This window comes from Streptomyces sp. NBC_00873, from assembly GCF_045207415.1.
In the GTDB taxonomy this organism is placed as follows: Bacteria; Actinomycetota; Actinomycetes; order Streptomycetales; family Streptomycetaceae; genus Streptomyces.
In genome coordinates this window covers 4108238-4126118 of sequence record NZ_CP108803.1, presented here as the reverse complement: position 1 = coordinate 4126118, position 17881 = coordinate 4108238, and the positions used below count along the sequence as shown (strand labels likewise).

Genomic DNA, 17881 nt, shown 5'->3' with positions numbered 1-17881 from the left:
TACCCCAGGTGACCGGGGTGAAGAGGGGTGTTCGACACCGTGCCAGTTCCGCTCTATCAGGCCAAGGCCGAGTTCTTCCGGATGCTCGGGCATCCGGTGCGCATCCGGGTGCTGGAGCTCCTCCAGGACGGCCCGATGCCGGTGCGCGACCTGCTCACGAAGATCGAGATCGAGCCCGCCGCGCTGTCCCAGCAGCTGGCCGTGCTGCGCCGCTCGGGGATCGTCACCGCGACCCGCGAGGGCTCGACCGTGGTGTACGAGCTGGCCGGCGGGGATGTGGCGGAGCTGATGCGGGCCGCGCGGCGGATCTTGACCGAGATGCTGGCGGGGCAGAACGAGTTGCTGGCCGAGTTGCGGGAAACCGAGGTCGCGGCCCAGTGAGCACCCCTGTGGCCAGGGGCTTTACCCGGGCGGGTTCCCTGCTGCCCTCGCGCACCGATCTGGCGATGATGGGCCGCAGTCCGCGCCGTGACCTGCTGGCCGGGCTGACGGTGGCGATCGTGGCGCTGCCGCTCGCGCTGGGCTTCGGTGTCTCCTCCGGCTTGGGCGCCGAGGCCGGGCTGGCCACCGCCGTAGTCGCGGGCGCGGTCGCCGCCGTGTTCGGCGGCTCGAACCTCCAGGTGTCCGGGCCGACCGGGGCCATGACGGTGGTGCTGGTGCCGATCGTCGCCCAGTACGGCACCGGCGGCGTGCTGATGGTCGGACTGATCGCCGGGCTGATGCTGATCGGTCTCGCCGTCGCGCGGGCCGGACGGTACATGGCCTACATTCCCGCCTCGGTGGTGGAGGGCTTCACCCTGGGCATCGCCTGCGTGATCGGCCTCCAGCAGGTCCCGAACGCGCTCGGGGCAGCCAAGCCGGAGGGCGACAAGGTCCTGGTGGTGGCTTGGCACGCCATCGAGGCGTTCATCCAGTCGCCGAACTGGACCGCCGTGACGCTGGCGGCCGGGGTGGTTGTGGTGATGCTGGTGGGGGCCCGCTGGCGGCCCACCATCCCGTTCTCGATCGTCGCGGTGATCGCCGCGACCCTCGTCGCACAGCTCTTCCACCTGGACGCCGCCGCCCGGATCGGGGACCTGCCGGCGGGCCTGCCCGCGCCCTCGCTCGGCTTCGTCGACGTGTCCGCGCTCGGCTCGCTGCTGGCCCCGGCCATCGCGGTCGCCGCGTTGGCGGCGCTGGAATCGCTGCTGTCCGCGCAGGTCGCCGACGGCATGACGGTCGGTCAGAAGCACGATCCGGACAAGGAGCTGTTCGGGCAGGGCTTGGCGAACATCGCCGCCCCGCTGTTCGGCGGCGTGCCGGCGACCGGCGCGATTGCCCGCACCGCGGTCAACGTCCGCACTGGCGCCTCCTCCCGGCTCGCCGCCCTGGTCCATGCCGCCGTGCTGGCGGTCATCGTGTTCGCCGCCGCCCCGCTGGTCTCCAAGATCCCGCTCGCCGCGCTGGCCGGGGTACTGATCGCGACCGCGATCCGCATGGTCGAGGTCGGCTCCCTGCGGGCGATGGCGAAGGCCACCCGCGCGGACGCGATCGTCCTGGTGCTGACCGCCGTGGCGACCCTCGCCCTGGATCTGGTGTACGCGGTCATCATCGGTTTGGTCGTCGCCGGGGCGCTGGCGCTGCGGGCGGTGGCCCGTCAGGCCCGCATGGACCAGGTCGACTTCCGCCCCGACATGCCCGGCGAGCACAGCGACGAAGAGCATGCGCTGCTGGCCGAGCACATCGTCGCCTACCGCATCGACGGCCCGCTGTTCTTTGCCGGCGCCCACCGCTTCCTTCTCGAACTGTCCGAGGTCGCCGATGTGCGCGTGGTGATCCTGCGCATGTCGCGGGTCACCACCCTGGATGCCACCGGCGCTCTCGTCCTCAAGGACGCCGTTGAGAAGCTGAACCGGCGCGGTATCGCCGTCATGACCTCCGGCATCCGTCCCGGCCAGCGACGCGCCCTGGACTCCGTTGGAGCCCTGGACCTGCTTCAACTGGAGGGCCGGGAGTACGCCACCACGCCGGAGGCGATCGCCGGGGCCCGGGCCCACCTGTACAAGGCCGGGCTGCTGCCCGCCGTCCCCCAGAGCGTGACCGGGTTCCGCCTCGCCCACCCGGAGGCGAAGTGACCACCCAGCTCGAAGCCCTCCCGTACCGGCATGTGCTGACCCTGCCCGCGATGGGCTCCTCCGTGCGCATCGCCCGCGAGACCACCGAACAGGTACTGACGGAATGGGGCATCAGCCGCCGCCACCCCAGCATCGATCCGGCGCTGCTGATCCTGGCCGAGCTGGTCACCAACAGCGTCCGGCACGCCGCCGCTCTCTCCCCGAACGTCACGGTCATCTTCGCGGCCGGAGCGGACACGTTCGCATTCGCCGTCCACGACCGCCACCCCTACCAGCCCGCCCTGTACGCCGCCGTGACCGGCACCGGCGCGGGAGGGCTGGCCACCGTCGTCGAACTCACCCTCGGTCTCGGCGGTACCGCGGTCGTACGCGGCGACGCCGATGGGCAGGGCAAGAGCATCTGGATCACCCTGCCGCTGTAGAAGGAGAGCCCCGTGATGACCATCGAGTGGCGCTGCACCACCCAACGGCAGTGGTGCAGCGACCAGTGGCCCGACGCGTGCACCGCGCCGGCCTGACAACCCGATACAACCCGATCAGCAAGGAACGATCAATGAGCGACATTGTGGTGAAGGACAGCAACGGCACCGCCCTGGAGGACGGCGACTCCGTCACGCTGACCAAGGACCTGAAGGTCAAGGGAACGTCCGAGACCCTCAAGCGCGGCACCCTGGTGAAGAACATCCGCCTCACCGGCAAGCCGGACGAGGTCGAGTGCAACACCAAGAAGGTCAAGGGCTTGGTCCTGAAGACCCAGTTCCTGAAGAAAGCCTGACCCGGCGCGGTACACGCCGCGTGACCAGCGGCCCCGTTCTCAGCTGCACGGACGGGGCCGCATGTATCCGGGATTCCGCCGCCGGTGCGGCGTGGATCAGAGCGCGGGGACGGAGACCGGACCGCCCATGGGTGTGGCGGATCCGCCGCCGGCGGGGCGGAGCGAGGACAATGACTGCGACTCCGGGCCGACGAAGGAGGACCTGTGGTGAATGCCGTGGTGAGCCGCGGAACAGGGATGACCGCGTCCGCCGAGGACCGGGCGCAGTGGCGTGGCCGGCTCCTGCGGGCCGGGCGGGACCTGTTCGCCGCGTACGGCTACGCGCGCACGACCGTCGAGCAACTCTGCGCCGAGGCGCGCGTGCCGATTCGCGCGTTCCATCAGCAATTCACCTCGCGGGAGGCGCTGTTGATTGCGCTGTACGACGAGGTGGCGACCAGCGGACTGCGCGCGTCCGAGGAGGCGATGCTCTCCGACGACATGGAGGAGTGCGGGACGGAGGAACGGTTCCGTCGCCTCTTCGCCGCCTATGTGCGCGGGGTCACCGCTGATCCGCGGGCCGCGCGGGTGGCGTTCGTCGAGGCGCTGGGCGTGAGCCGCACCGTGGACGACCATCTCGCGATGTGGCGGACGATGTGGTCCGAGTTCCTGACCTGCGAGGCCGAGCGTGCCGCCGAGCGGGGTGAGGTGGGTGACGGCGACCAGCGGGTCGCGGTCACGGTGATGACCCACTCGGTCGAGGAACTTCTCGCCCACCACGCCCGCCGCCCCCGTCAGGTCACGCCCGACTGGCTGACCGAGGAGCTCACGCGGCTCTCCCTGACCATGCTCGGCTCGCCCTGACCGCCCCCGCTCTCTTGTACGGCGAATAATGGGGAGATGGCAGACGGAGCGAAGGCGGATGCGGATGCCGGCGATGAGTTCGCCGCCGTTCTGACCGGGGTCGGGTCGCGTCTGAGGGCCCTGCGCCGGGAGCGCGGCACGACCCTCGCCCAGCTGGGCGAGACGACCGGGATCTCGGTCAGTACCCTCTCCCGCCTGGAGTCGGGCGGCCGCAAACCCACCCTGGAACTGCTGCTGCCACTGGCCAAGGCGTACGGGGTCCCGCTCGACGAACTCGTCGGCGCCCCCGCCACCGGCGACCCCCGCGTCCATCTGCGCCCCTTCACCCGCGGCGGCAGAAAGTTCATGCCGCTGACCCGGCACCTCGGTGGCCTCCAGGCGTACAAGATGGTGCTGCCCGGCCGGCGAGGGGCGACCGGGCCCCTGGAGCAGCGGGTGCACGAGGGCTACGAGTGGCTGTACGTCCTGGCGGGGCGGCTGCGGCTGGTGCTGGGCGAGCACGATGTCGTACTGACCACCGGGGAGGTCGCCGAGTTCGACACGCGTACGCCCCATGCCTGGTCCAGCGCGGGGCCGGAACCGGTCGAGATTCTCAGTCTGTTCGGGCCGCAGGGCGAACGGATGCATGTGCGGGCCCGGCCCACCAAGAAGTGAGGGCACCGGGACGGCCGGGCGTCACGCTTCCGTGCGACCGCCCGCGTACGGCCCGCCCATGCCCCACGCCTGGTGCATCGCGTCGGCGAATGTCGCGGCCAGCTTCTGCTCGCCCGTGGGACCGGGGTGCGTGCCGTCGTATGTGTCCATGTGGATGTCGTACCCGGCCGGGCGTGACGCCAGCAGGATCGGTGACATCGGCTCGTCGAGGTCGGCGACCGCCTTCGCGAGGAGCTCGTTGAAACGGTCGCACTCGGCGGCGAACGGGGCGTCCGACTCGGCCCGTATGTTCGGGATGACCGGCAGGAGCACGGCCTTGATGTGCGGGTTCGCGGTGCGGGCGGCCGCGACGAACGCGCGGGCGTTCTCGGCGGTCTGCCCGCTGTCCGTGTAGAAGCCGAGATCTATCAGGCCGAGCGAGACGAGCAGCACGTCGGCACGCGTCGCGGTGACCGTGTCCGCGATCACCGGGGCCATGTGCAGCCATCCCTCGCCCCAGCCCGCCAGATGGCGGCGGGCCCGGGCGGGGAAATCCGGGGCGCCGTACGCGTACGAGTCCGGGGTGTTCGTCGCGGTGTCGTAGAGCTCGGTCCGGGGACCGACGATCTCGTACGGACCGTCGAAAGCCGCTTCGAGGTGCTGCCACATGCGGTAGCGCCAGGTGACGTCGCCGGCGCGGCCGATGGTCATGGAATCGCCGACGAACAGAAAACGCATGGCGCCATCATGGCGGATCAACGCGCGGAGCTGCGACGTGACGATGGACACTTGGTCCATGCGTTCGTATCTGACAGTCACCGGTGCCGCCGCGCTGCTCGTCCTCGCCGGGGCGGCAGCTGCCCCGGCCATGGCCGACGACGGGTCCGCCGACCGCAGCTTCACGATCGAGGACCCCCGGATCACCGAGTCCAGCGGCCTCGCCGCGAGCCGCGCCCACCCGGGCATCTACTGGACGCACAACGACAGCGAGGACGGGCCGTACGTCTACGCCGTCGACTCCCGGACCGGGAAGACCGTCGCGACGATCACCATGCGCGGGGTCGGCGCGCCGCGCGACGTGGAGGCGATCTCGCTCGGACCCGACGGCAACCTGTACGTCGGCGACATCGGCGACAACCTGAACGGCAGCTGGGACCACGTCTGGATCTACCGGTTCCCGGAGCCGAAGGTGCTGAAGGACGCGACGGTCCGGGCGACCCAGTTCGACGTGAAGTACGCGGACGGGGCGCGCAACGCCGAGGCGCTGATGGTCCACCCGAAAACCGGCCGGGTCTACATCGCCTCGAAGAACGAGGACGGCGGCGGACTGTACGAAGGACCCGCCGAGCTCTCCACCGGACGGACCAATGTGTTCCGGCGGGTCGGCGATGTGCCGTGGGTGACGGACGGGGCGTTCTCGCCGGACGGGAAGGAACTGGTGCTGCGGTCCTACTTCAGCGCCCGTGGCTACGCGTTCAAGGACGGGCGGCTCGGCGCCGACCACCCGGTCCACGCACCGTTGCAGGGACAGTCCGAGTCGGTGACGTACACGGCGGACGGGTCGGCGCTGATGTTCGGCTCGGAGGGCGCGCGGAGCCAGGTGGTACGGGTGGACATCGCAGGTGCGGGCGGGAACGGAGGCGATGCCAAGTCGCCGTCGAAGGACGGCGGCGGTGCGTCGGCCGCCGGCGGGACGGGCGGGGGCGGCAGCGAGGTGAAAGGCAGCACGCTGCTCGGAGCGGTGGTGCTCGCCGCCGTGGGCGCACTCGTCTTCATGAACCGGCGCCGCAAGCGCGGCTGACCGACCGCGCCCGACCCCATCAGCGCACGTCCCGGGGCCGGAGTCATCCGATGACGCGCCGCACGTAGGGTCGGGCGCTATGACGAACCAGGGGCCCGAGGCCTTCTCCACCGAGCGGCTCGACGTACTGCCGCTGCGAGTCGCGCACGCCGACGAGATGGCGGCGGTCCTCGCCGACCCGGCCCTGCACACCTATACGGGCGGCGCCCCGGAGGACCTGGACACCCTCCGGGCCCGCTACACCCGCTGGGAAGCCGGCTCGCCCGACCCTGCCGAACACTGGTGGAACTGGGTACTCCGGGTACGCGCCGACGGTCGTCTCGTGGGCTGGGTCCAGGCCACGGTGGCGGGCCCCCGGGCCGAGATCGCCTGGGTCGTCGGCACCGAGTGGCAGGGCCTGGGCTACGCGAAGGAAGCGGCGGCCGGACTGGTGGCGCACCTGCCGGCCGACGGCACAGTCCGTACGGTCGTCGCCCACATCCACCCCGACCACACCGCGTCCGCCGCGGTGGCCGCGGCGGCGGGACTCGTGCCCACCGAGGAGTGGGAGGACGGGGAGCGGCTGTGGCACCGCGAGGAGATCACTTCCGGGACTGCCCGGCCTTGAGCAGATCCGCGACGTCGAGCGTGACCTCGGCGCCGATGGAGGCGGGGAGAGCGGCCTGCTGACCGGGGGCGTACACCTGGTGGCTGTCGTATCCATTGGCCATGGGCTCGGTCAGGACGTGGACCCGGCCGTGCTTGCGGTCGACGATCACGTAGACCGGGATCTTGGCCTCGGCATAGGCGGCGACCTTGTTGCGCAGGTCGTTGTTGTAGTTGCTGGAGGTGACCTCCAGGACGAGGCGGAAGATGACAGGGTCGTAGCAGTTGTTCTCGACCAGATGCTCGTCGCGGTCGGCGTCGACGATCGCCAGGTCGGGGACGGCGTAGTCCTCGGGGCCGCCGGGCAGCCACAGACCGATTCCCTGAAGGACTCTGGTCTCCTCGCCGTGGAGGCCCGCCGCCAGGAAGGGAATCATGAGCGTGGTCAGTGCATCCGCATGCGGGCCGTCCGGGGGTGGGGCCACTGTAACGACGCCTCCGATGATCTCGACGCGGTAACCCGGATGCTGCTCCGTGAGCCAGTTGGCCGTTTCGAGCAGGGATTCCGGCTCCCCGTCCCAGGGGTGCTCGACTGCTGCTGCAGACATTGCGGGCCTCCTGAAGGGCTGATGTCGAGGTCATCATCGTAGGACGATCCGGCCGCCCGTGCCCTGAAGGCATTCCGCCACCCGGTCGAGTGATGCAGAAACGGCCCTGCTCACCTTTCGTGTGCAGGGCCGTCTCTTGACGCGTTACCGCTACAGCTTCTCGATCACGTAGTCGATGCAGGCCGTCAGGGCCTGGATGTCCGTCGGGTCGATCGCCGGGAACATCGCGACACGCAGCTGGTTGCGGCCCAGCTTGCGGTACGGCTCCGTGTCGACGATGCCGTTGGCGCGCAGCGCCTTCGCGACCGCCGCGGCGTCGATCTCGTCCGAGAAGTCGATCGTGCCGATGACCGCCGAGCGCTTCTCCGGGTCGGTGACGAACGGGGTCGCGTACTTCGACTCCTCGGCCCAGCCGTACAGGTTCCGCGCCGACGCGGCGCTGCGGCCGGTCGAGAAGTCCAGGCCGCCCTGGCTGTTGAACCAGGTCAGCTGCTCGTTCAGGAGGAACAGCGTGGCCAGGGCCGGGGTGTTGTACGTCTGGTTCTTGAGGGAGTTGTCGATCGCCGTCGGCAGCGAGAAGAACTCCGGGATGTGCCGGCCGGACGCGTGGATGCGCGCGGCGCGCTCCAGGGCCGCCGGGGAGAAGATGCCGATCCAGAGGCCGCCGTCGGCGGCGAAGACCTTCTGCGGCCCGAAGTAGTAGACGTCCGTCTCGGTGATGTCGACCGGCAGGCCACCCGCACCGGAGGTGGCGTCCACCAGGACGAGGGAGCCCTCGTCGGCGCCGGCGACGCGCTTGATCGGCATGGCGACACCGGTCGACGTCTCGTTGTGCGTGAACGCGTAGACGTCGACACCCGCCTCCGCCTGCGGGTCCGGGTGGGTGCCCGGGTCGGAGGCGATGACGCTCGGGTCGGCGAGCCACGGGGCGAGCTTGGCGGCCTTCGTGAACTTCGACGAGAACTCGCCGAAGTTGAGGTGCTGGGACTTCGTCTCGATCAGACCGTGCGTCGCGATGTCCCAGAAGGCGGTGGAGCCGCCGTTGCCCAGGATCACTTCGTAGCCCTCGGGGAGGGAGAAGAGGTCGCGTACACCCTGACGCAACGAGCCGACCAGGTTCTTGACCGGGGCCTGGCGGTGGGACGTCCCGAGAAGAGACGTTCCGGTGGCGGCCAGCGCATCGAGCGCCTCCGTCCGCACCTTGGAAGGACCGGCGCCGAAGCGTCCGTCGGAGGGCTTGATGTCAGCGGGAATCTGGATATCGGCCACGAACCGGAGCGTAGTACCTCACGGGCACGGTCGAGCGCCGTGTCCGTCGGATGAGACACACGCTCCGGCGTGTTGACCACATCGCGCGGCGGGGTCAGCCCAGTTCGACCGGCAGGTCGTACAGGTCGTTCCGGGTGACCGATCGGCTTGTTCCGCAGCTCGGAGGCCGGGACGGCGAGCTCCAGCTCCGGGAACCGCTCGTCCAGCGCGGGCAGCGCCACCCCCGCCTCCAGCCGGGACAGCGCCGCGCCCGGGCACACGTGCGGGCCGTGGGTCACGGGGCAGCCGGAGGGCGGCGCCAGGGGCTGGGTCACGGGGTGGGCTCCGGGGTCTTCTCCGGACGGGTGGCGGACGGGGCGGACGCTGTGCCGACCGCGAGCGCATGGAGGTGCTCGACCAGCGTGATCAGTACGTACTTGCTGGACGAGCGGTCCCGGGCGTCGCACTCCACCAGGGGCACGTCGTCCGAGAGGTCGAGCGCCTCACGTATCTGCTGTTCGGTGTGGAGCGGGCCGCCGAAGTCGTTGCACGCCACGATGAACGGGGTGCCGTGGTGCTCCAGACGGTCGATCGCGTACCAGGAATCGGCGAGCCGGCGGGTGTCGACGAGGACGACGGCACCGAGCGTGCCCGAGAACAGCCGGTCCCACAGGAACCAGAAGCGTTCCTGACCGGGTGCGCCGAAGAGGTACAGCACCGAGCGTTCGTCGAGGGAGATCCGGCCGAAGTCGAAGGCGACGGTCGTGGACGTCTTCGACTGCACACCGTCGAGGTGGTCGACGGCCTCGCCCGCGCGGGTCATGGTCTCTTCCGTGTTCAGCGGACGGATCTCGCTGACGGAGCGGACCATGGTGGTCTTGCCGACCCCGAAGCCGCCGACGACGACGATCTTCAGTCCGTTGTCGGCGGTCGCCTGCAGGGCGGCACGGTCAGAGGTTGCGGAGTCCAACGAGCACCTGTTCCAGGATGTCGGGGTCGGGGAGCCGGTCCGCGACACGGGCGGTACGGGGGTGACGGGCGCTGATCCGGCCGGTGTCCAGCAGGTCGGACAGCATGATCCGGACGATGCTGACGGGCAGCCCGAGCCCCGCCGCGATCTCGACGACCGCGGTGGGGCTCTGGCACATCCGCAGGATCGCGACGTGCTCCGACTGCATGCCGGGGGCCGGCTTGCATTCGGCGACCACCAGCGTCACCAGGTCGAACGCGTCCGAATCGGACCGGCTGCGGCCACCGGTGAGGGTGTACAGCCGGTCCGGGGCGTCGTCCCGGCCGGGACGGGGGCGGGTCATACGGCTGCGGTCGCGTCGGCGGCTGCGGTGGCGTCGGAGGGGGCTTCGGAGGTCGCGGAGGAGCGCGGCGGGGCGCTGAGGTGTTCGCCGAGCTGCTCGATGAGCTCGGTCATGTTGTGGCCGATGAGGCCGACGTCGGAGTCCTCCGAGGCGACGACCGCGAGATGGGCGCCCGCGCCCGCCTCGACGATGAACAGCACGCCGCCGTAGAACTCGGCCATCGCGGACCGTACGCCGCCGGTTCCGTCACCGAACTCGACGGAGGCGCCGTGCGACAGGCTCTGGATGCCGGCCGAGATAGCGGCCAGCTGGTCGGCCTGATCGACGGAGAGCTCGGGGGTACGGCAGAGCTTGAGGCCGTCCCTGGACAGGACGAGGGCGTGCCGGGTGCCGGGGGTGCGCTCCAGGAGCCCCTCCAGCAGCCAGTTGAGCTTCTCGTCGGTGGTCGCGGTCATCGGGTGTTGCCTTCCGGGTGCGGGGGATTGGGCCGTACTGCCTGGCGGAAGCTGCTGAAGCGGGCTGCCTGTTCCTTGGGGTCGGAAGTACGGGGCCGGGGAGTCGCGGCGGCCCCGGGGGTGGCGCCGTTGGCGTTGTTACGGGATTCGGCGGCGGCGAGGGTACGGCCCCGGGTGCGCTTGGGGAGGCCGCTCTCGCCGAACCGAGGGAGGCTGCCGGTGGTCTCGGACGCGGAGCCGGAGCCGGTCTCCGCGTTCGCGGGGGCGGGCTCGGCGGCCGGGGCGGGGGTGTGGACGGGCTCCGGTTCCGCCGCAGGGGCGGGCGCCGGGACGGTCACCGGCGTCCGGGTGACCAGTTCCTGCGGGAGCATCATCAGGGCGCCCGTGCCGCCGCGCGCGGACGGCCGGAACGAGACCGTCAGACTGTGCTTACGGGCCAGTCGGCCCACGACGGCGAGACCGAGGCGGGTGCCGGACAGACCGGTCAGGTCCTGGTTGGTGGCGGACACCGCACGCTCGGCGCGCCGCAGCTGCACATCGCTCATCACCAGACCGCTGTCCTCGACGGTGAGGACGATGCCGGCGGGTACCTCCTCCACGTACACATGGACTTCCGCGGTGGGCGGCGAGAAGTTGGCGGCGTTGTCGAGGAGTTCGGCGAGCGCGTGCATGACGCCCTCGGCTGCGTGACCGGCGATCGCGACGTCGCTGGTCGAGTGGAGACGTACCCGCTGATAGCCGTTGATCCGGCCCATCGCGCCGCGCAGGATGGACTCCATCACGATCGGCTTCGCCCAGCGCCGCCCGGAGCGGGCGCCGGTCAGCACGGCGATGGAGTCGGCCAGCCGGCCCGCCTGGGCGGTGCGGTGGTCCAGGTGCAGCAGATCGCCGAGAACGTCCTCGGCGGAGTGCCGGTGCTCCATCTCGCGCAGGTCGGCGAGCATGCTGGTGGCGAGCGCCTGCATCCGTCCGGCGGCGTTGGCGCAGGCGGTGATCGCGGCGGAGCGCTCGGTCTCGCTGCGGGCCACGCGTGCGCTCAGCCGCTCGACCTCGTCGTGCAGCCGGTCGCCCAGCCGCTTGACCTCGTCGTCCAGCCGGGCGGTCTCCGCGGCGGCCAGTTCGGTGATCCGCGCGTTCTCGGCCGCTGCGGCGGCCTTGATCCTGGCCGCCTCTGCGGTGAACCGCTGGGCTTCGGCCGCGGACGACGACACCAGCCGCGAGGTCTCGGCGGTGAACCGCAGGGCCTCGGCGGCGTTGTGCGCGCGCAGCAGGCGCGTGGTGGCCCGGGCGTGGACGGCGATCGCCACGGTGACGGACAGCAGCAGGGCGGCTGCGCCCGCCCCCCAGGACAGCGGGGTTCTGACCGAAGCGGGAGCGGCGAGGACCGCCCACAGACAGCAGGAACCGGTGACGGCCGCCGAGACCAGCAGGGCCAGTGCGGTTGGCCGGGATGTGGGGCGCAAGCGGAGTCCTAGGGGGCGGACGGCGACGGACAGGGGGTGGATCCGGACACTTCGGCATGACAGGGGGCGAAAGAGATCAACCGGAGTTGATAATTCCTAATCAAGTCGGGGTCACTATATGAGAATTGACGATCTGTTTGGGAAGACCTTGTGGTCTTCCCTGTTATGTATGCGACTACGCATCCGACATATTCCGACGGATTGACGTATTCGGGGGAAACGCGCGGGGGTGGCGGGCCCACCGCCCCGACCAGCGGCATTCTGGGCCCATGGCTGAACGACAGGACCGGACCGCTCTTGTACGGGCCCTCGGCAGCGCCGTGCGCGGAGAGGTGGAGTTCGGCACCACCGCGCGGGCGCTGATGACGATGGACGCCTCCAACTACCGCCGGGTGCCGCTCGGCGTCGTCGCCCCGCGCGACGCCGACGACGTCGCCGCCGCGCTCGCCGTCTGCCGTGCGCACGCGGTGCCCGTCGTGCCGCGTGGCGGCGGCACCTCCATCGCCGGGCAGGCCACCGGCACCGGTGTGGTCCTCGACCTCACCCGCCACCTGAGGAAGATCGTCGAACTGGACGCCGCGTCCCGGACGGCCGTCGTCCAGCCGGGCGTGGTCCTGGACGACCTGCGCGCCGCCGCCGCACCCCACGGCCTCACCTTCGGCCCCGACCCCTCCACGCACAGCCGGTGCACGCTCGGCGGAATGATCGGCAACAACGCTTGCGGCTCCCACTCGGTGGCCTGGGGCACCACCGCAGACAACGTCCACGCACTGACCGTCGCCCGCTACGGCGGCGACACGCTCCGGCTCGACCGGGGGACGTGGGACGGCGCCCCTGCCGGCCTCCGCGAACTGGTCGGCTCCCACCTCGCGCTCCTGCGCACCGGCTTCCCCGAACTCCCGCGCCGCATCTCCGGATACGCCCTCGACGCCCTCCTTCCCGAGCGGGGCCCTGACCTGGCCCGCGCCTTCTGCGGCAGCGAAGGCACGCTCGGCGTGGTGACGGAGGCGACCGTACGACTGGTCGAGGCGCCCGGATCCCGCGCCCTCGCCGTACTCGGATACGCCGATGAGTCCGCGGCCGCCGAAGCCGCCCCCGGGCTCCTCCCGTACCGCCCCCTGACGGTCGAGGGCATGGCCGCCGATCTCGTACGGGAACCGGCCGGGCTGCCGCGCGGCGGGGCCTGGCTCTTCGTCGAGACGGGCGGGGACACCCCGGCCGAGGCGCGGGCGCACGCCGAACGGATCCTGCGGGCGGCCGACGCGGTGGACACGGCCGTGGTCACCGACCCGGCCGGACAGCGGGTTCTGTGGCGCATCCGGGAGGACGCGTCCGGCACCGCTACCCGGATGCCCGATGGCAGTGAGGCGTGGCCCGGCTGGGAGGACTGCGCCGTACCGCCCGCCCGCCTCGGCCCATATCTGCGCGACTTCCGCGCCCTGCTCACCGCACACGGGCTGCGCGGCACGCCGTACGGGCACTTCGGCGACGGCTGCATCCACGTGCGGATCGACTTCGACCTGCTGAGCGGCGACGGTGTGGCCCGTTTCCGCCGCTTCTCCGAGGAACTCGCCGCGCTCGTCGTCACGCACGGCGGCTCGCTGAGCGGGGAACACGGCGACGGGCAGGCGCGGGCCGAGCTGCTGACCCGGATGTACGGGGACGAACTCGTCGCGCTCTTCGGCCGGTTCAAGGACCTCTGGGATCCGGACGGCGGCATGAACCCCGGCATCCTCGCCCGCCCCGCCCGCCTCGACGAGAACATCCGCTTCGACGTCCTGCCGAAACGTCCCGTGGACGTCACCTTCGGCTACCCGCACGACGGCGGCGACTTCACGGCGGCCGTACGACGATGCGTCGGCGTCGCGAAATGCCGTACGGCGCAGCCGGCGGGCACGGACGTGATGTGTCCGTCCTTCCGGGCGACCGGCGAGGAGGCCCACTCCACCCGCGGCCGGGCCCGCCTGCTTCACGAGATGCTCGCCGGCGAGGTGATCACGGACGGCTGGCGGTCGGAGGAGGTGCGGGACGCGCTCGACCTCTGCCTGTCCTGCAAGGGGTGCCGCAGCGACTGCCCGGTGGGCGTGGACATGGCCACGTACAAGGCGGAGTTCCTGCACCACCACTACCGGGGGCGGCTGCGGCCCGCCGCCCACTACGTGATGGGCCGGCTGCCGCAGTGGCTGCGGCTCGTGGCCCCGATCGCGCCCGCGCTGAACGCGCTCGCCCGGATCCGCCCGTTCGCCGCACTGGCGAAACGGCTGGCGGGCATCACTGCGGAGCGAACGATTCCGGTGCTGGCGGGGGAGACGTTCACCCGGTGGGCCCGAAAGCACAGGGGCCGCGGGACCGTGATCCTGTCGAGCGATCAGGTGGTGACCGTCTGGCCGGACACCTTCACCGACCACCTCTCCCCGGAGGTCGGGAAGGCGGCCGTCCGGGTCCTGGAGGCGGCGGGCCGGACAGCCCTGTACCCGGAACGGAGTGTGTGCTGCGGACTCACCTACGTATCGACGGGCCAACTGGACAAGGCCCGCACGGTCATGCGCCGCACCCTCGACCGGATGGGGTTCTCCCTCGGCGACCCGCTCGTCGTCCTCGAACCGAGCTGCGCCGCCACCCTCCGTACGGACCTGCCGGAACTCCTCCCCGACGACCCGCGCGCCGCCGAACTCGCCGGTTCCGTACGGACGTTGGCGCAGTTCCTGGAGGAGTACGCCCCCGAATGGCGGCCGCCGCGCCTGGACCGCCGGGTCGCGGGCCAGACCCACTGCCACCAGCACGCGGTCCTCGGCGACGCGGCCGAACGGCGGCTGCGCGAACGAGCCGGGCTGGAAGGGGAGCTGAGCGGAGGGTGCTGTGGTCTTGCGGGGAACTTCGGTTTCGAGCGGGGCCACTGGGATGTGTCGGTGGCGTGCGCGGAGGAGCAGCTGCTGCCGTCGGTACGGGGTGCGGAGCCCGGCACGGACATCCTGGCGGACGGTTTCTCGTGCCGGACCCAGCTGGCACAGCTGGCGGGTGTGCGGGCGAGGCACCTGGCGGAGCTGCTGGCGGAGGGACTGGACGGGCCCGCTGCCCACCCCTCCGGCAACTGACCCGAGCGTCCGCCCGCGCCACCGCCGCCACCAGCCGCTCGTTCTCCGGAGCCGCCCCGCCCGGGCACTCCCTCACCGGGCGATGTTGTGCCCGATGATCTCGTGGGCCAGCGCGGCGAGTTCGGGCAGCGCCGGGTGGCCGGGGGCGTCGCGCCGGGCGAGGAGCAGCGGTACGGGCGGGGCGTCGACGAGCGGGCGGTAGGCGACCCCCGCGTGCGGATGCATGTCGGCGGTGGAGGCGGCCGACACCCCGGAGCCGCGCCCGGCCGCGATCGCGGTCAGCCAGTCGTCGGTGTTGGCGACGGTGACGGTGGCGGCGGGCCGGGCGCCAGGTGGCCACAGGCCGATGGTGGTGGTACCGGAGACGGTGTTCAGGACGATCGGGCCGCCCGCGAGATCGGCGAGACGGAGCGTGGCGTGCGCGGCGAGCGGCCCGTCCGCGGTCACCGCCGCCACCCGGTCCTCGCTCAGCAGCACCTCGGTGACGAGCCCCGGCGCGTCGACGGGCCCGCGCAGCAGCGCCGCGTCGACCTCGCCGCGGGTGAGCCCGGCGGTGCGGTCGTCGATCCGCAGCAGCTCGAGGGGCGTCTCCGGGTGCCGCTGCTGCCAGCTGCGGAGCAGCGGTGTGGTGTAGGGGCCCAGCGCCGACCAGGCGTGTCCGAGCCGCAGCGGCCAGCGGCGCAGACTGCCGGGGTCGACGGCCTCGTCGAAGGTGGCGACCGCCGCGGCGGCCTTGTCGCGGAAGACGACGCCCTCGGGGGTGAGGGAGAGGTGGTGGGTGGAGCGGTCGACGAGCCGGACGCCGAGGTGCTGTTCCAGAGCGGCGAGGGTGCGGGAGACGGCGGGCTGGGTGAGCCGGAGCGCGGCGGCGGCGCGTGTGACGTTGCCCGCTTCGGCGACGGCGAGGAAGGCCCGTAGATGACGCAGCTCGACGGTGCGGCCGGGGCTCTGTCCTGTGCTCATGCGTGTGGAGCATAACGGGAGCGCAATCGGCATTTCACGTGCCGCGCAGACGTCTCTACGGTGAAGAAACGAGCCGCAGGGCAGGAGTGCAGTATCTTCAATTGCCAAGTGCAGCACATTGAACTCTTCGAGGATGAAGGCCGCCCGTGAATGACCAGCGCAGTGCCGTGGAGCCGGCCGCAGCAGCCGTCGCCGTACCGGAGGCGGTGTCCGCCCTCGACGGGACGGGTCCCGCACGACCGGGCGGCCGCAGGGCGGCGCTCGCTCCGGTGGCGCTGGTGGTCGCGGGCGGACTCTCCGTCCAGTTCGGCTCGGCGGTCGCGGCGCTGCTGATGCCACGGGCGGGCGCGCTCGGCGTGGTCACGCTCCGGCTGGCCGTCGCCGCGGTCGTCCTGCTGATGGTCTGCCGCCCGAAGTGGCGCGGCCACTCACGGGCCGACTGGGGGACGGTGGTCGCGTTCGGCGTCGCGATGGGCGCCATGAACATGCTCTTCTACCAAGCACTCGACCGCATCCCGCTGGGTGCGGCCGTCACCCTGGAGGTGCTCGGCCCCCTCGCGCTCTCGGTCGCCGCCTCCCGCCGGCTGATCAATCTTGTCTGGGCGGGGCTCGCGCTGGGCGGGGTGTTCCTGCTGGGTGGTGGCGGCTTCGACCGACTGGACCCGGTCGGCGCGGCGTTCGCGCTCGGCGCCGGGGCGATGTGGGCGGCGTACATCGTCTTCAGCGCCCGTACCGGCCGCCGCTTCCCGCAGGCCGACGGCCTGGCCCTGGCGATGACGGTCGCCGCGGTCCTGTCGCTCCCGCTGGGCATCCTGGAGTCGGGCGCGAAGCTCGCGGTGCCGTCGACGCTCGCGATGGGAGCGGCGGTGGCGCTGATGAGCTCGGTGCTGCCGTACACGCTGGAACTGATGGCGCTGCGCCGGCTGCCCGCGCCGACGTTCGCGGTCCTGATGAGTCTGGAACCGGCCATCGCGGCGACGGCCGGCTTCCTGATTCTCGACCAGGCGCTGACGGCCACCGACGCCCTCGCCATCGCCCTGGTCATCGGGGCGAGCATGGGAGCGGTCCGCAGCCAGGTCGTCGGCGCCCGCCGCGCGAGGCCGGACACTCCTTAGGGGGCCTTGCGCGGTGAGCCGCCGCCCGGGCTCCCGTGCGGGGGCTCTCGTCGGGCTCCGGATCTCCGGCCCGCACCCTCACCACGCGCAGGCCGCATTCAGGTCCCTGACGGAGTCGGCGAGTTCCGCCGGAGGCGCCGGCCAGCCGACGGTGTGCCAGTGGGCGATCCGCCAGGACAGCCGGCGGGGCCACAGTGGGGTCGTGGGCAGTTCGGGGACCGGAACCCAGACGGGGACGCCGCCGTAGTTGTCCAGGGTCTCCGGTGCGCCCACCTCGCCCTCGGTCTCCACGGTGAAGTAGTGGCCCCGGGTGCCGCGCCGCCAGATCCGGGCCACCTCGCGCACGACCGTCCCGTGCAGGCCGGTCTCCTCCCGGAGCTCACGGATCGCCGCCATCTTTGGCGTCTCGCCCGTCTCGACCCCGCCGCCCGGGATCTCGTACCACGTCCGGCCGCCCTCGTCGAGGCAGATCAGCAGCATCCGCCGGTCACGGATGACGATCGCGCCGCCGCGGACCCGGGTCGGCGCGGCTGCGGTCGGGTCGTCCAGGGCGGCCGCGGCCTGCGTGGGCAGCCCTTGCGACCAGGCGCGCAGGACCTTCTCCGCCGTCCCGACCGGACGGATCCGGGCGTGCAGCGCCTCGGCCAGGGACAGGGCTACCGATGATCCGGCAGGGGTCCGGCCGTCGTCCGGGAAGGCGTAGTAGATGCCGCTCTCGTCCCGATACCGCTCCAGGACAAGCTTGTTGTCGTCGAAACGCACGCCCGTCGTGCGAGGTTCGTCAGTCATCGGCGGAGGCTAGCAGCCGGGTCCCGGGCCACCGGTGGAGGCGGACGGATCAATTAATGCAAGCGTGCTTGCTTGTTTCCA

19 protein-coding genes and 1 pseudogene are annotated in these 17881 nt (G+C 71.6%); 10 read left to right on the top strand and 10 right to left on the bottom strand.

The window, feature by feature from the left end:
• Positions 1-39: 39 nt before the first annotated feature.
• The 6 genes from OH809_RS18765 to OH809_RS18740 all read left to right on the top strand — a co-directional run bounded on the left by OH809_RS18765 (position 40) and on the right by OH809_RS18740 (position 4386).
• A complete protein-coding gene (locus OH809_RS18765; RefSeq protein ID WP_406425115.1) occupies positions 40-381 on the top strand; it encodes an ArsR/SmtB family transcription factor in 342 nt (113 codons plus the stop codon).
• A 65-nt stretch (positions 382-446) separates the two neighbouring features.
• Positions 447-2114: a SulP family inorganic anion transporter gene (locus tag OH809_RS18760; RefSeq protein WP_406425117.1), complete on the top strand. Its 1668-nt coding sequence runs from the start codon at positions 447-449 to the stop codon at positions 2112-2114.
• A complete protein-coding gene (locus OH809_RS18755) occupies positions 2111-2536 on the top strand; it encodes an ATP-binding protein (protein ID WP_406421324.1) in 426 nt (141 codons plus the stop codon). Before OH809_RS18760 ends, OH809_RS18755 begins: the two co-directional genes overlap by 4 nt.
• 131 nt (positions 2537-2667) lie before the next feature.
• Positions 2668-2889, top strand: a complete 222-nt coding sequence (locus OH809_RS18750; RefSeq protein WP_366133666.1) for an alkylphosphonate utilization protein — start codon at positions 2668-2670, stop codon at positions 2887-2889.
• 204 nt (positions 2890-3093) lie between these two features.
• Positions 3094-3732: a TetR/AcrR family transcriptional regulator gene (locus OH809_RS18745; protein WP_406421325.1), complete on the top strand. Its 639-nt coding sequence runs from the start codon at positions 3094-3096 to the stop codon at positions 3730-3732.
• A 36-nt stretch (positions 3733-3768) separates the two neighbouring features.
• Positions 3769-4386 carry a helix-turn-helix domain-containing protein gene (locus tag OH809_RS18740; protein WP_406421326.1) on the top strand — a complete coding sequence of 206 codons (618 nt, stop codon included), beginning with the start codon at positions 3769-3771 and terminating at the stop codon, positions 4384-4386.
• Between the two features lie 21 nt (positions 4387-4407).
• On the opposite strand, the gene OH809_RS18735 is transcribed toward OH809_RS18740, so the two are convergent.
• The gene (locus tag OH809_RS18735) at positions 4408-5103 is read right to left on the bottom strand and encodes a GDSL-type esterase/lipase family protein (protein WP_406515371.1); all 696 of its coding nucleotides are present in this window, start codon (positions 5101-5103) and stop codon (positions 4408-4410) included.
• A gap of 58 nt (positions 5104-5161) precedes the next feature.
• Between OH809_RS18735 and OH809_RS18730 the strand changes: the two genes are divergently transcribed.
• On the top strand, positions 5162-6166 hold the full coding sequence (locus OH809_RS18730) for a WD40 repeat domain-containing protein (protein ID WP_406515370.1): 1005 nt from the start codon (positions 5162-5164) through the stop codon (positions 6164-6166).
• A 79-nt stretch (positions 6167-6245) separates the two neighbouring features.
• Entirely contained in the window at positions 6246-6773 is a 528-nt protein-coding gene (locus OH809_RS18725; protein ID WP_406515369.1) for a GNAT family N-acetyltransferase, read from the top strand.
• On the opposite strand, the gene OH809_RS18720 is transcribed toward OH809_RS18725, so the two are convergent.
• The 7 genes and pseudogenes from OH809_RS18720 to OH809_RS18690 form a co-directional block, all read right to left on the bottom strand.
• The gene (locus OH809_RS18720) at positions 6748-7359 is read right to left on the bottom strand and encodes a Uma2 family endonuclease (RefSeq protein ID WP_406421330.1); all 612 of its coding nucleotides are present in this window, start codon (positions 7357-7359) and stop codon (positions 6748-6750) included. The genes OH809_RS18725 and OH809_RS18720 overlap by 26 nt on opposite strands.
• 150 nt (positions 7360-7509) lie before the next feature.
• A complete protein-coding gene (gene serC, locus OH809_RS18715; protein WP_406515368.1) occupies positions 7510-8628 on the bottom strand; it encodes a phosphoserine transaminase in 1119 nt (372 codons plus the stop codon).
• Positions 8629-8722: 94 nt separating this feature from the next.
• A pseudogene (locus OH809_RS18710) lies at positions 8723-8900 on the bottom strand (cytochrome P450); the annotation flags it as partial.
• A 38-nt stretch (positions 8901-8938) separates the two neighbouring features.
• Positions 8939-9577 (bottom strand): GTP-binding protein, encoded by a 639-nt coding sequence (locus tag OH809_RS18705; RefSeq protein WP_406515367.1) that lies wholly within the window; start codon positions 9575-9577, stop codon positions 8939-8941.
• Positions 9558-9920: a DUF742 domain-containing protein gene (locus tag OH809_RS18700; RefSeq protein ID WP_406515366.1), complete on the bottom strand. Its 363-nt coding sequence runs from the start codon at positions 9918-9920 to the stop codon at positions 9558-9560. The genes OH809_RS18705 and OH809_RS18700 overlap by 20 nt, the downstream gene beginning before the upstream one ends.
• Entirely contained in the window at positions 9917-10375 is a 459-nt protein-coding gene (locus tag OH809_RS18695; RefSeq protein WP_406421334.1) for a roadblock/LC7 domain-containing protein, read from the bottom strand. Before OH809_RS18695 ends, OH809_RS18700 begins: the two co-directional genes overlap by 4 nt.
• Positions 10372-11838: a sensor histidine kinase gene (locus OH809_RS18690; protein ID WP_406515365.1), complete on the bottom strand. Its 1467-nt coding sequence runs from the start codon at positions 11836-11838 to the stop codon at positions 10372-10374. The genes OH809_RS18695 and OH809_RS18690 overlap by 4 nt, the downstream gene beginning before the upstream one ends.
• 269 nt (positions 11839-12107) lie before the next feature.
• Between OH809_RS18690 and OH809_RS18685 the strand changes: the two genes are divergently transcribed.
• Positions 12108-14933, top strand: a complete 2826-nt coding sequence (locus OH809_RS18685) for an FAD-binding and (Fe-S)-binding domain-containing protein (protein WP_406515364.1) — start codon at positions 12108-12110, stop codon at positions 14931-14933.
• 72 nt (positions 14934-15005) lie between these two features.
• Here OH809_RS18685 and OH809_RS18680 read toward each other — a convergent pair whose 3' ends face one another.
• On the bottom strand, positions 15006-15896 hold the full coding sequence (locus OH809_RS18680; RefSeq protein WP_406515363.1) for a LysR family transcriptional regulator: 891 nt from the start codon (positions 15894-15896) through the stop codon (positions 15006-15008).
• A gap of 146 nt (positions 15897-16042) precedes the next feature.
• On the opposite strand from OH809_RS18680, the gene OH809_RS18675 reads away from it, so the two are divergent.
• A complete protein-coding gene (locus tag OH809_RS18675) occupies positions 16043-17011 on the top strand; it encodes an EamA family transporter (RefSeq protein WP_406515362.1) in 969 nt (322 codons plus the stop codon).
• Between the two features lie 78 nt (positions 17012-17089).
• Here the strand turns inward: OH809_RS18675 and OH809_RS18670 are convergent, their stop codons facing one another.
• Positions 17090-17800 (bottom strand): NUDIX domain-containing protein, encoded by a 711-nt coding sequence (locus OH809_RS18670; RefSeq protein WP_406515361.1) that lies wholly within the window; start codon positions 17798-17800, stop codon positions 17090-17092.
• Positions 17801-17881 lie beyond the last annotated feature (81 nt).